The sequence below is a fragment of the Paracoccus sp. S4493 genome, from assembly GCF_000967735.1.
GTDB lineage: Bacteria > Pseudomonadota > Alphaproteobacteria > Rhodobacterales > Rhodobacteraceae > Paracoccus > Paracoccus marcusii.
This window is the reverse complement of sequence record NZ_JXYF01000119.1, coordinates 16,401-29,501: the sequence shown is the minus strand read 5'-3', so window position 1 is coordinate 29,501 and position 13,101 is coordinate 16,401. Positions and strand designations below refer to the sequence as shown.

Sequence of the window (13,101 nt, the reverse complement as noted above, 5' to 3'; positions counted from 1 at the left end):
GCGTAGAGCGAACGGCTGACGAAGAGACGAAGCTGTCAAACCTTGAAAGCAGGGCAGATCCGGATGATGTGGCCGTGCTCTAGAACTTGACCACGACGGAGGCAACGCTTCGGTGTGAGGGGCCATGGTAGACAGCTTCGATGTTGTTTCCTGCAGGATCGATCAGGAAGGCTGCATAGTAGCCGGGATGATAGGGTCTGTGTCCCGGAGCACCGTTGTCGGTTCCTCCCGCGGCCAAGCCGGCCCTGTAGAAAGCTTCGACGGTGTCGGTGCTATCCGCTTGGAATGCCAGGTGATGTCGTCCGGTCAGCTGACCTAACGCGGCGTGACTGTCTTTCGATGATACGAACAGCTCGTCGGCCCAGAAGTGGTCGTCCGCGATGTCGCCCATCGGGATGTTCAGGGCACCGAGTACGGCTTGGTAGAACTTGAGGCACTTCGGCAGATCCTCAACGATCAGATGAAGATGATCGATCAGGCGCCCGCGATGCAGCTGGTCCGTTTCCATGGCTTGGTCCTCCTACCCATAACCGAGAGCATGAGGCTCCGACCTTACCCGATCAATCGGAGAATCTCCGCAGCCGGCGTCCTTGGCGCCGGCGTGCCTTCCTCGCCCTGCTTCAGGACAAACGCCTTTTGCGCCTCCGTGAACCTTGATGCTTTCATCGTTCTCCGCTCCTCTCCCAGCCAGGGAAGGTTAACCGAAAACTCCAGCTTCAAACCGTCCAGTTTTCAGGGGGCAGAGCAGTGCCGTCATGTCATGTGATCCCTGCAGGCGACCCGCCCGGATGCTGATCATGGTCCGGGATCAACTGAAGACCGCCCTGCTGGCCATTGCCGCGCTTGGCTTGACGGTCGGCCTGGCCCTGTGGGCGGCGGGGCGGTCCGATCTGGCGACGCTGGCCTGGTCGGCGGGCGTCATCCCCGTGCTGGCAGACCTTGTCGTCGAAATCATCCGCAGCCTTGCGCAAAAAGAGGTCGGCCTTGATATCGTCGCGGCGCTGTCGATGTCGGCGGCGCTGGTCTTTGACGAAACGCTGGCGGCGGCGGTGGTCGCGCTGATGTATTCGGGCGGGACGTTTCTGGAGAGCTTTGCCCAAGGCCGCGCCCAACGCGAGATGTCGGACCTTCTGTCGCGCGTGGCCCGCACCGCCACCCTGCACCGCGACGGCCGGTTGACCCAGGTGCCGCTGGACGACATCGCCCCAGGCGACCTGCTGCTGATCAGGCAGGGCGAGGTTGCGCCCGTGGACGGCACCTTGGCGTCGGGCAATGCCATGCTGGACCAGTCCGCGTTGACGGGTGAATCCCTGCCCCTCCACCTGTCCCAGGGCGCAGACGTCATGAGCGGCGCGACCAACGCGGGCGAGGCGTTCGATCTGCGTGCGACCCGCCGCGCGGCCGACAGCACCTATGCCGGGATCGTGCGGCTGGTTCGCGCGGCGCAGAATTCGCGCGCGCCAATGGCGCGGCTGGCGGATCGGTATTCGCTGTTGTTTCTGGGTGTGACGGTCGTGCTGGCGACAGCCGCGTGGTGGTTCACCGGCGATCCGATCCGCGCGGTTGCCGTCCTGGTCGTCACCACTCCCTGCCCGCTGATCCTGGCCGTGCCGGTGGCGCTGGTGGCGGGGCTGTCGCGCGCGGCGCGCTTTGGCGTGCTGGTCAAGGGCGCGAAACCGCTGGAGGCGATGACCCGCATCAGGACGCTGATCGTGGACAAGACCGGCACCCTGACCGATGGGCGGCCCAGGATCGTTGCGGTCCATGCGACGGGCGAGATGCCCGAGGACCGGGTCCTTTATTTCGCGGCCACGCTGGATCAGTTGTCCCAGCATCCGGTTGCCCAGGCCGTGGTGGCCGCCGCCCGTGCCAAGGGGGCCACGCTGCCCGTCCCGACCGACGTGGTCGAAACCCCGGGCGAGGGCGTGACCGGCACCGTTGATGGTCACGCCGTGGTAGTCGGCGGCACGGGCTTCGTGGCCGCGCGGTCGGGATCTGCGGCTTGGGACATGGCGGCGCAGGAACCCGGCGCGGTGCTGGTCGCGGTGGCGGTGGACGGGCAACCGGCCGGCTGGCTGGTCATGTCCGACAGCCTGCGGGCGGGCATCGGCGACCTGCTAGCGGGCCTGCGCGAACAGGGCATCGCACGCATCGTGCTGGCCACGGGGGACCGGCACGCTGTGGCGGGGGCCGTCAGCCGCGGCCTGTCGCTGGACGAGGTCCATGCCGATCTGACGCCCGATCAGAAGGTGCTGCTGGTGCTGTCTGAACGCTTGAACGGGCCGGTGATGATGGTGGGCGACGGCGTGAATGACGCGCCCGCGCTGGCGGCCGCCGATGTCGGCGTGGCGATGGGCGCGCGCGGCGCCGCCGCCAGCGCCGAGGCGGCGGATGTCGTCCTGCTGGTCGACCATCTGGACCGGCTGCTGCCGGGCCTTGTGGTGGCACGCGGCGCGCGCCGCATCGCGCTGGAAAGCGTCGTGGCCGGGATCGGCCTGTCGGTCATGGGCATGATCGCGGCGGCGCTTGGATATCTGACCCCCGTGCAAGGCGCGCTGCTACAGGACGCAATCGATATGGCCGTCATTCTGAACGCGCTGCGGGCGCTGACGCTTAATGCCGGAAACTTCGCCGGAGCGAACTAGGGTCGTCGAGGACTGAATAACCCGATGCTTTGTGGGCACTTTCATTGCTCGGTGTTTGATCCCGCGGTTTGATGGCGCGATCCTTATCCTAACAATTGAACAATACCCTATGAGACGAGTTCTTCACTGAAGCGCGACGACCACGCATGCTGAGACAGAGGTACTATGTGCCCAGATGGTTTCGAGAGAGAAAAGTGCTGGCCTAACCCCAACTTTACCTAACACCTAGGCGCTCCGGTCCCAACTGCTTACTCCTCTTTCCGCTGCCTTCCCCCCGCCCGGCGCACGACATCATCGACCCCCGACATCGCGGCATCGAGATCCGCCATGATCCGGTCCAGTTGGCCCTCGTCGCGCCCTCCTTTCATTCGTTCCAACGCGCCGATTGACTTTATGCGTTCGCTTGGCTCCTCGCGGCTGGCAGGCGCACCACCACGAACCGCACCCGCCCCTCCCGCATGTCCCATCCGCGCGGCCAGGGAGGGCAGCGCCCAGAACCGGGAGGTGCTGCGGGCGGTGAGGTTGCTGAGGCAGCCGGCATCGACGAGCTCGCCGATCAGCGACAGGGCGGTCCGACGCGTCACGCCGAGATGATCCATGACCATCGCCGAGCTGACGACCGGCTGCGTCTTCAGATAGGTGATCAAGTCGCCAAGGCGCGACCGCCCATGCGCAGACGACGTCATGGCCGTGAGACGCGCCAGCTCATGGCGCAGGGTCCCCAGATGACCGAGATCATGAGACAGGCTCCGCGTGGCGGCCTCCAGAAACGTGGCCAACCCGGTCACCGGCGACCAGACCCGGAAGCCGGTGCGGGTCAGCGACACGGATGGCGGCACGATCCACCCGGCCACTGCCGGTATCAGCAGGCACCCTGCCCTCTCGTCCAGCTCATCGCGGCCGACCCTTCGATCAGGAGACAGCCCCTGCAGATGACGCGCGGCACCCTCCACGGCCATGAAGACCAGCCGCTCGGCAACCGGGCTGCTGCGCCGGGAGCGGAAGGCATAGCTGGCCGCCGCGCGCCATCCCGCCAGAATCGGAACGTGGGACCAGGTGCGACCGGCCTCCACCACGAGGGGCAGTTCCGCATCCTCGAGACGATCACCCTCGTCGCGTGTCTGACCGATGGGTGCGGCAGCCGCTTCGATCCGGCGCAGGGCCGCGACCGGTTCGCCGAACGGATCCCCGGGCCGCCGGATGACGGTCAGAACCTTCAGAGCCATCTCGGCCGCCCGGGCATCCTCTTCCATCGCGGTGCTGCTGGTGAGACGCAGCACCATCCCCTGCGTGGAGATGCGCTCGCCTTCGAGGCCGACCGAGGCGGCAGCCTCCAGAAGGCTTGTCTCCATCCGCCACAGTGCAGCCAGGGCGGGGTCGGCCAAGAGGATGCCTTCGACCCTCGCTGCGTGGGTCTCGGCACTCAAAAGCAGCGATCCGACATCCATCTGATAAACCAGAGTAATGCAACGACTGCCTTACGCCCGGTCGTCCTTTGACGTGCCGACGATGACATGGGTGACGATCGTGGTCAGGTCAGGAAAGCCGCCCAGCACCTCGTGGTGGAACTGCTTGTAGCTGGCAAGATCGCGGCATTCGACGCGCAGCAGATATTCGACCGTGCCGGTGATGTTGTGGCATTCGACGACCTGCGGCGCGGCGGCACAGCGCGCCTCGAACGCCTGTTGGACCCGCGCGGTATGCCGTCCCAGACCCACCAGCACGAAGGCCGCGAAACCGACCTGTCGCGCGGCATCGCCCAGCACGGCGCGATAGCCGGCGATGATGCCCTGCCGCTCCATCGCCTCGACCCGCCGCTGGCAGGTGGAGGCGGACATACCGACCCGTTCGGCCAAGGCCTGATGGGTGATCCGGCCATCCTTTCGCAGGATACGCAGGATCTTGTCGTCAGTTGCGTCCATGATGGGCCTTTCCTGCAAAAATGCCGTCATCATCGCGCGGATTGCGGACATCCACCAGCGCCCGCGTGCCAGGATGGGACGAACGCAGGACAGGAGGCGGCGAATGGATGCGCTGATCGGGTTGATGGGGTTTGCGGCGGTCACGACGATCACGCCGGGACCGAACAATGCGATGCTGATGGCGTCGGGGGCGACGGTGGGCCTGCGCGGCAGCTGGCGGCACATGGCCGGGATCATGCTGGGCTTTGCTGCGATGGTGCTGGTCCTGGGCGCCGGGCTGGCCCCCGCAGTGCAGGCCCATTCCGGCCTGCAGCGCGTGATGCAGGCCGCGGGGCTGGCCTATGTCCTGTGGCTGGCGTGGAAGATCGCACAGGCCCGCCCGTCGCAGGCCAAGGCCGCCGGACGCCCCGTTGGGCTATGGCGGGCGGCGGCGTTCCAATGGGTGAACCCCAAGGCTTGGGCAATGGTGCTGGCCGCGCTGGCGACCTATGGCGCGGCGCTTGGCGGTCCGCTTCCGGTGGCGCTGGCATTCGCGGCCGTGGGGTTGCCCTGTCATCTGCTGTGGGTCGTGGCGGGCACGCGGATCGCACGGATGATTGACGCGCCGGACCAGCTGCGCCTGTTCAACATGGCGATGGCGGGGATCATGGTCCTGTCGATGCTGCCGGTTCTGATCGCCTAGCCGCCGACAGGGAATGCGCCGGGCCGAAGGGGCCCGGCGCGGGGTCGTCACATCGCGGGCAGGACCGCCAGGTCGCGGATCTGGCCATCGGCCGCGATCTCTCCGGCCGCGGTGGCCGCGCCGGTTTCCAGGTCGACCGAATGGATGGTGTTGTTCGTCACCAGCCACGCCATGTTGGCGCCTTCGGCATCGGTCTGGACGTCGAACGCCATCATCTCGCCCGGGTTCTCGACGTTCAGCATGCCGATGGTGGCCAGCGTGCCGTCATTCGGGGCGGTCTGCTGCAGCAATGCGCCCAGGCCCGAATCGATGTTGTACATCGCGGTCGCCTCGGGGGTGCCATAGCTGTTGATATAGGCCGCAGCGGCGATCATCGGGCTGGCTTCCGAATTCTCGTCCTCGGCCACCCAGTTCAGGCTGCCGTCGACGGTGACCTCTCCGGTGTCCACGTTCACGCGGTGGTTCGTGGTGCCGGTCATGAAGCGCAGGCGGTCGGCCATCGGGTTGAAGTCGACGATCACGGGCATGTCGCCCACCTCGAGCGGCGTGTCCATGGTGGACAGGTCGGTGGCGGCGCCGGTCGCCGTGTCGATGGTGACGATGCGCATGTCATCCGTCACGCCGACCAGCGTGTTGTTCGACGGGCGCAGGTCGATGCCCAGCAGGCGGTCCACGCCCTCGACATCCATGGTGCCGGTGACTTCCAGCGTCTCGGTGTCGAACATGACCAGGGTGCGGTCGTCGGTCAGGCCGACGCCGGTCGCGGCAGCCGCCGCCGAAATGGACAGCGCAAGAGCAGAGGTCGAGAATGCAGCAATGCGAAACATGGGGATGTTCCTTTCGGTTCAGCTTCTGTCACAGGCGGCGGTCTTCGCCGTCCTTGACCCGATGACGCGGCATCCGCGAAACCGGATGCAAAAATAATTCGACCCCCCGCAAATTCGGCGGGCGCATCGAAAGTGACCGCGCGCGCGGTTGCAACCGCCCCCCCGATCGCGGCAGGATGGCCGTGCGACAAGGGGAGGTTTCGTGACCGACGACACAAGACAGCGCAGCCGCCAGCTTGACCGGGCCCTGACCGCCTGTGCCGAAGGCCGCCCCGAGGGCATCGACGCGATCCTGGACATCGAGGGGTCGCAGCTGCTGGGCGTCGCGCGCCGCATCCTGATCCGCCATGACCTGGCCGAGGAGGCGTTGCAGGACGCGATGGTGCTGATCTGGCGCAAGGCCGCCCAGCAGCGCCAGGGAGAGGGCACGGCCCGCGGCTGGATCTATGCGGTGCTGCGCAACCGCTGCCTGACGATCCTGCGCGACGGCAAGCGCCTGTCCAGCCTGTCCCCGGACGAGCTGACGCGCATGCAGGACGCCCGCCAGGACCTGTGCCACGACGACGACTGGAAGCTATTGGCCGGAAAGGGGCGGCTTGGCGAATGCTTGGACGCGCTGGACGATCCGGCGCGGCGCGCGATCCTGCTTGCGCATGTCGCGGGTTACAGCCACGGAGAGATCTCTGCCCGCCAGGGGGTTCCGCTTGGCACCGCGAAATCGTGGATCCGGCGGGGCCTGGCCTCGCTGCGGGAGTGTTTGTCATGAGTTCAGTGTTCCAGGATGACGTAATCGCCTTTGCCGACGACTATGTCATGGGGCTGATGTCGCCGACCGAGGCCGAGCTGTTCGAGGCGCTGATCGCCGCAGACCCGGCCCTGGCCGCCCATGTCGCCCGTCTGCGCGAACAGTTGCTGCCGCTGGATTTGTCAGCCGAGGCCCTGGCCCTGCCGCCGGGTTTCGCAGCACGGCTGCAGGACATCATCGCACGGACGCCGCAGGACGCCGCGCCGACCACGCCCCTGTCCGCGGATCCGACCGTGGCCCCGGTCGCGGCCAACCTGCCCCGCGCGCCGATGCGCTGGCTGGCGGGGCTGGCCGCCTCGCTGGTGCTGGGGTTGGTCCTTGGGTTCGGCGGCGCGATGCAGCGTCCCGCGCCCGCGCCGCAGGTGGTGGCCGTGCTGCTGGACGATCAGGGCCAGCCCCGCGCCATCATCGAGGATTACGGCGACGACACGGCGCAGATCCGCTTCGTCTCCGATGTCGACGTGCCGCAGGGCTTTTCGATCCAGGCCTGGACCCTGCCCTCGCGCGAGATGGGGCCGCAATCTCTGGGCGTGCTGGACGGGCCGCGCGCGACCACGCTGGCGAGTCCGGACCTGCCCGTCCCCGCCGACGCCCAGCTTTACGAAATCACGCTGGAGCCAGAGGGCGGATCGCCCACCGGGCGCCCGACGGGGCCGATCATCGCCAAGGGCCTGGCCGCCGCGCAGAACATCTGACGCGGGCAAGGGAACGCGCGGGCGTCTGGTCGGTTGAGGGGGACAGCAACCCCTCAAGGTGTCCATGTCCCCCACAACCGACCGCCGCGACCCGGCCGAAACCGACCTGACCTGCGACGTGGCCGTGATCGGCGCGGGCACCGCGGGCATCGCCGCCGAACGCGCCGCGCGCAAGGCGGGGGCCCGGACCCTGCTGATCGATCCCGAGTTTCGCGGAACGCTGTGCGCCAATACTGGCTGCATGCCGTCCAAGCTGTTGATCGCGGCATCCCATGCGGCCCACGCGGCGCGGCGCGCGCCCGTCTTCGGCGTTCATCCGGGTGACCCGGTTATCGACGGACCGGCGGTCATGGCCCGCGTGCGCGCGGAACGCGACCGGTTCGTGGACTTCACCCGCGAAACCTTTGACGACCTGCCCGAAGGCACCGCCGTGCGCGCCCGCGCCCGGTTCGTCGGGCCAAGCGAATTGATGCTGGACGACGGCCGCCGCGTGCAGGCCCGCGCCGTGGTGATCGCCACCGGGTCGCAGGCCCAGATCCCCGAACCCTTCCGCGATCTCGGCCCCCGCATCCTGACGAACGAGACAATCTTCGAGCTGCCCGACCTTCCCGACAGCCTGGCGGTGATCGGCGGCGGGCCGATCGGCCTGGAACTGGCGCAGGCGATGGGTCGCCTTGGCGTGCCGGTCACTTTGTTCGACCAGGGCACCCGTCTTGGCAAGGCCCGCTGCGACGTGGTCCATGACGCGCTGCAGGACGCCATTGCGCGCGACGTGACCCTGTGGCTGGGGGTGGAGACGACAGCCTCAGCCGTTGACGGCGGGATCAAGCTGTCCTGGACGGGCGACGCGGCGGGGGATCAGGTGTTCAGCCACGTGCTGGTCGCCGTCGGCCGTCCGCCCAACCTAAAGGGCTTGGACCTGGATGCATCGTGGCTGGCGCTGGACGATCACGGAACCCCGGTCTTCGACCGTACCACGATGCAATGCGGAGACGCGCCCGTCTTCATGGCGGGCGACGCAAATGCCGATGTGCCCCTGCTGCACGAAGCATCGACCGAGGGTGCCATCGCCGGAACCAATGCCGCGACCTATCCACAGGTCACCCCGGGAGAGCGCAGCCCGGCATTCGCGCTGACCTTCACCGACCCGCCGCTGGCCTCGGTCGGGACCGGGCCGGGCGACGGGGTCATCAGCGGTCGCAGCGACTATTCCGACCAGGGCCGTGCCCGAACCGAGGCGCGCGCAGAAGGTGCCGTGACCCTTTACGCCGACGCGCAGGGGCGGCTCAGCGGCGCAGATTTGTGCTGTCCGGACGGCGATCATCTGGCGCATCTTTTGGCATGGTCGGTGCAGTCTGGCGCCACGGCGACGGGGTTGCTGACCATGCCCTTCTACCATCCCACGCTGGAGGAAGGGCTGAAGGCCGCCCTGCGCCAGATCTGCGGCAAGACACGCCAGGCAGAACCCGCCGGGCGCGACTTTGGCACACCTCCCGGCGCATAGGATGCAGTCATGACGGAATCGATCCACGATCTGGGACAAGGCTTCTGGTCGATCCGGGGCGACCTGCGCATCGGCGGCGTCCTGAACGTCGGCACGCAGGCATCGCTTGTCCGGCTTGGGACGGGCCGTTTCGTGATGCTGGACAGCTATCCCCTGTCGGGCGCGATCCGCGATACGGTCATGGACCTGACCGATGGCGGCCGCGCGGTTCAGGCGGTTCTGAACCTGCATCCGTTCCACACCCTGCATTGCACCGCCACCGCCCGCGATTTTCCCGACGCGGCGCTGTTCGGGTCTCACCGCCACCGCCTGCGCCACCCGGACCTGAACTGGCGTCCCGAACCCGTCGAATCGCCCGAGGTTCAGGACATGTTCGCGGATGACCTGACGTTCTCGCTTCCCCGCGGGATCGACTATGTCAGCCGGAACGAACGCGTCCATGCCGGATCGCTGCTGGCCTGGCACCCGGCCAGCCGGACGCTGCATGTCGATGACACGATCAACCTGATGCTGGTCCCGCGCCTGCTGCGCGGCGTCTTCCCCAATCCGCGCGTGTTCCTGCATCCGACCCTGCCGCAGGCGCTGCTGCCGCAGGCCGGAGCGGTTCGCGACTTTCGCGACTGGCTGCAGGGGCTTGCAGGGCTGACGCGCGATCTGCGCTGGCTGTGCGCGGCCCATTCGGGCCTGCGCGAATTCGAACCCGGCCAGTTCAAGGGTGAACTGCTGGCCGCCTTCCGCCGGGTCGAGGACAAGCTGGCAAAGGCCGAGGCGCGTCGCGGGTGATCTTGCCTTCCCCGGCGGGGCGCGGTCTGATCGCGCCCAAAGGGGGGATGCGATGATCGACATGGGACAACTGCCCGACGGGCGCAGGGTGCAGGCCGTGGACCTGCAGGCGGGACGGTTGCGCGCGCGCGTGCTGACGCTTGGCGGCATCGTCCAGGACCTGCGCCTGGACGGGATCGACCATCCGCTGGTTCTGGGACATCCCGACCCCGCGACCTATCTCACAGATCCGTTCCGCCATGTGGGCGCGCTGGTCGGACGTTATGCCAACCGCATCGCGGGTGCGCGCATCCGCCTGTCGGGCCGGGTTCATGATCTTGACGCGAACGAAGGGCCGAACTGCCTGCATGGCGGCACCGAGGGGGCATCGGTCCGCCTGTGGCGCATCACGCGCGCCGCGCCCGATGCCGTGACCCTGGCCCTCGATTTCGTCGACGGAGAGATGGGCTTTCCCGGTGCGATGCAGGCCCTGGCGACCCTGTCGCTTGGCGATCACGACGGCACGGCGTCACTCAGCGTCGTGCTGCAGGCGACGGCCACGCGTCCGACGCCCTGCAACCTGACGCATCACGGCTATTGGACGCTGTCGCCCGATGGGGCCGCGGACCAGATGCTGCAGATCGAGGCCGACCGCTATCTGCCTGTGGACGATGCGCTGATCCCCCTGCCCGATGCCCCGGCCCCGGTGGCGGACACGCGGTTCGATTTCCGCACGGCCCGGCCGCTTGGAGATGCGGGGCTGGACCATTGCTGGTGCCTGGCCGACGGGCATGGCCCCTTGCGGCAGGTGGCCAGCCTGACGGCGCCAGACTTGCGGCTGCGGGTGCTGACGACGGCGCCCGGGCTGCAGGTCTATGACGGTGGCCATTTCCCGCAGACGGGCCTTGCCGGCCACCCCGGCCAGATCGCCCGCCCCCAATCCGCCGTCGCGTTCGAGGCGCAGGAATGGCCCGACGCCCCGAACCGCCCCGACTTTCCGCCCACGATCCTGCGTCCCGGCACCGTCTGGCGGACCGAGACGCGCTATCTGCTGGACCGCCCCTAGCCGACCGTGACGGTGGCCACGGCCTCCGCAAACTGCGGATGGCGGGCGGTGATGCGGATCGTCCCCGCCTCGCCCGTCAGGCGCAGCAGCATGCCCGTGGTTCCCCCCTGCAGCATCCGCAGGTCAGGCCCGATCAGGCGCGCGGGGCCGTCCACCGTCACCGCGATGCCCGCATCCAGGAAGGGCAGCCGGTTGCCCGCCTGGTCCAGCGCGCGCAGCATCACCCGCAGGTCGATATCCGCATCCGCACGCAGCGTGTCGCGGTCGGGCGCAACCTGCAGCATGGTGGGCAGCGGATCGGCCACATAGTCGCGCAGCGCGACCTGTTCGCCGTTCAGCCAGCCGGTGATGCGGCCCGGATGCCAGCTCATGCCCCACTGGCCCAGCTCCTCGGCGCTGATATGGCGGTGGTCGATGATGACCGGCGGATGCGGCAGATGGGGAAACCGCTCTCGGTCGGGACCGACCCGGCGGGTGACGCCCGCGCATTCGAACTCGACCTCGTCGCAGTTGGTCAGCACGATCAGCGGCAGGACGCCGCCGATATTGCGTTCGCCCCGGGCCCAGAAGGTGACCGGCTCCATCACGATCCCTTCCGAGGGTGGCTTCTGGCTGGCATAGGCATGGGCCGCGAATTTCGGTTCGCGCCAGATGTCCATGACGCCGTGATGGCAGATGCGGTCGCCCGCGCCGAAATCCTTGTGCGTGTTGTAATCGAACATGCACCAGCCGATCGACCCCGCGATGCCCGCATCACCATGGGCGGCGTTCAGCACCTCCAGGTGACGGATCACGTGCTCCATCTGGCGCAGTTCGGGATCCTGCGCCTTGGTCGGGAACATGTGGCCGTTATATTCGGTGACCAGATAGGGCACCGGCTTCTTGATGCCGGTGACCTCGGCCACGGACCGCAGCGCCGTGCGCGGGCGGTTGATCAGCGGCAGCTCGGATTCGTCCAGGATGAAGTCGTTCATCGTATAGACGTCCTCCAGCATCTCGCTGTCGGTGATGCAGCGCACGCCCCCGGTCGCGCGCGTCGGGTCCAGCTCGCGCGCCAGCGCGTTGGTGCGCAGATAGAAATCGTGGTTGTCCGGGCTTTCGTTGATGCGCACACCCCAGATGACGATGCTGGGGTGGTTCCAGTCGCGGGTGATCATCGCGCGGACATTCTCCACGCTGCGGTCCTGCCACGCCTGATCGCCGATATGCTGCCAGCCCGGGATTTCCTCGAAGACCAGCAGCCCGATCTCGTCGCAGCGGTCCAGGAACCATGGGCTCTGCGGGTAATGCGAGGTACGCACCATGTTGCAGCCCAGTTCGAACCGCACGATCTCGGCATCGCGTTCCTGCGCATGACGGCCCGCGGCATAGCCCTGATGGGCCCAGCTTTGATGCCGGTTCAATCCGCGCAGCGTCATCGGCTGGCCGTTCAGCAGGAACCCCTGCGGCGTCCACTCCGCGGTGCGGAAGCCAAAGCGATGCGTGGTCACGTCGCCGCTGTCCGGCAGGGTCAGCTCGATCGTGTAAAGCTTCGGGTTATCCGTGGACCACAGCGACAGGCCGGTCAGGCCCGACAGGGTCAGCTCCCCCTCGCCCTCCACGACGGCAATCTCACGGTCGCCGTCCAGCAGCCGGGCGCGGACCGGGCCGGGGGCGGTGACCTCGGGGCGGATCACGACCGTTTTCGCGTCCGCCAGCGCGTCGGGCGTCAGGATGCGCGCATTGGTCAGGTGGCGTTCCGGCAGCACCATCAGCCAGACATCGCGATAGATGCCCGCATAGGTCAGATAGTCGATCTGCGCGCCGAAGGGCGGGATGGCGGGGTTTTCCGACCCGTCGATCCGCACCGTGACCCGGTTGTCGCCGGGGCGCAGGTGGTCGGTCAGGTCGGCCACGAAGGGGGTATAGCCGTCGGGATGGGCCACGACCTGCACGCCGTTCACCCAGACCACGTTGTCGGCCATGGCCCCGTCGAACCGCAGCTGCACCCGGCGGCCCGCCCATGCTTCGTCCCACGCGATCACGCGCTGATAGGTGAAGGCGCGCTGATAGCAGGTCTCGTCGAAATAGCTCAGCGGCAGGTCGACCGCGTTATGCGGCAGCGTGACCGACGCGCCCGACAGCGGCGCGGCAGGATCGGCCGCGCCTTCGGCAAAGATCCAGCCGTGGTTCAGTTTCTGGACGGTCCGCATG

At 67.7% G+C, this 13,101-nt stretch carries 12 protein-coding genes; 7 read left to right on the top strand and 5 right to left on the bottom strand.

Going from position 1 to position 13,101, the window contains the following annotated elements; all coding sequences use genetic code 11:
* Nucleotides 1–79: 79 nt before the first annotated feature.
* A complete protein-coding gene (locus TW83_RS14195; RefSeq protein ID WP_045983430.1) occupies nt 80–508 on the bottom strand; it encodes a VOC family protein in 429 nt (142 codons plus the stop codon).
* 289 nt (nt 509–797) lie between these two features.
* On the opposite strand from TW83_RS14195, the gene TW83_RS14185 reads away from it, so the two are divergent.
* The gene (locus tag TW83_RS14185; RefSeq protein ID WP_157001603.1) at nt 798–2,645 is read left to right on the top strand and encodes a heavy metal translocating P-type ATPase; all 1,848 of its coding nucleotides are present in this window, start codon (nt 798–800) and stop codon (nt 2,643–2,645) included.
* Between the two features lie 248 nt (nt 2,646–2,893).
* Here the strand turns inward: TW83_RS14185 and TW83_RS14180 are convergent, their stop codons facing one another.
* Nucleotides 2,894–4,093, bottom strand: a complete 1,200-nt coding sequence (locus tag TW83_RS14180) for a helix-turn-helix domain-containing protein (protein WP_045983428.1) — start codon at nt 4,091–4,093, stop codon at nt 2,894–2,896.
* A 30-nt stretch (nt 4,094–4,123) separates the two neighbouring features.
* Nucleotides 4,124–4,567: an Lrp/AsnC family transcriptional regulator gene (locus TW83_RS14175; protein ID WP_045983427.1), complete on the bottom strand. Its 444-nt coding sequence runs from the start codon at nt 4,565–4,567 to the stop codon at nt 4,124–4,126.
* 103 nt (nt 4,568–4,670) lie between these two features.
* On the opposite strand from TW83_RS14175, the gene TW83_RS14170 reads away from it, so the two are divergent.
* Nucleotides 4,671–5,249, top strand: a complete 579-nt coding sequence (locus TW83_RS14170) for a LysE family translocator (protein ID WP_045983426.1) — start codon at nt 4,671–4,673, stop codon at nt 5,247–5,249.
* Between the two features lie 47 nt (nt 5,250–5,296).
* Here the strand turns inward: TW83_RS14170 and TW83_RS14165 are convergent, their stop codons facing one another.
* Nucleotides 5,297–6,076 (bottom strand): DUF4394 domain-containing protein, encoded by a 780-nt coding sequence (locus tag TW83_RS14165; protein WP_045983425.1) that lies wholly within the window; start codon nt 6,074–6,076, stop codon nt 5,297–5,299.
* A 202-nt stretch (nt 6,077–6,278) separates the two neighbouring features.
* On the opposite strand from TW83_RS14165, the gene TW83_RS14160 reads away from it, so the two are divergent.
* The 5 genes from TW83_RS14160 to TW83_RS14140 all read left to right on the top strand — a co-directional run bounded on the left by TW83_RS14160 (nt 6,279) and on the right by TW83_RS14140 (nt 10,908).
* Entirely contained in the window at nt 6,279–6,842 is a 564-nt protein-coding gene (locus tag TW83_RS14160) for a sigma-70 family RNA polymerase sigma factor (RefSeq protein WP_045983424.1), read from the top strand.
* Complete coding sequence (locus TW83_RS14155; RefSeq protein ID WP_045983423.1) at nt 6,839–7,576, top strand: anti-sigma factor; 738 nt, start codon at nt 6,839–6,841, stop codon at nt 7,574–7,576. Before TW83_RS14160 ends, TW83_RS14155 begins: the two co-directional genes overlap by 4 nt.
* A gap of 64 nt (nt 7,577–7,640) precedes the next feature.
* Nucleotides 7,641–9,080 carry a dihydrolipoyl dehydrogenase gene (locus TW83_RS14150; protein ID WP_045983422.1) on the top strand — a complete coding sequence of 480 codons (1,440 nt, stop codon included), beginning with the start codon at nt 7,641–7,643 and terminating at the stop codon, nt 9,078–9,080.
* A gap of 9 nt (nt 9,081–9,089) precedes the next feature.
* The gene (locus tag TW83_RS14145; protein ID WP_045983421.1) at nt 9,090–9,863 is read left to right on the top strand and encodes a hypothetical protein; all 774 of its coding nucleotides are present in this window, start codon (nt 9,090–9,092) and stop codon (nt 9,861–9,863) included.
* Nucleotides 9,864–9,915: 52 nt separating this feature from the next.
* Nucleotides 9,916–10,908, top strand: coding sequence for an aldose epimerase family protein (locus tag TW83_RS14140; RefSeq protein WP_045983420.1), 993 nt, complete (start codon nt 9,916–9,918; stop codon nt 10,906–10,908).
* Here TW83_RS14140 and TW83_RS14135 read toward each other — a convergent pair.
* A complete protein-coding gene (locus TW83_RS14135; RefSeq protein WP_045983419.1) occupies nt 10,905–13,100 on the bottom strand; it encodes a glycoside hydrolase family 2 TIM barrel-domain containing protein in 2,196 nt (731 codons plus the stop codon). The genes TW83_RS14140 and TW83_RS14135 overlap by 4 nt on opposite strands.
* Nucleotide 13,101: the final 1 nt, after the last annotated feature.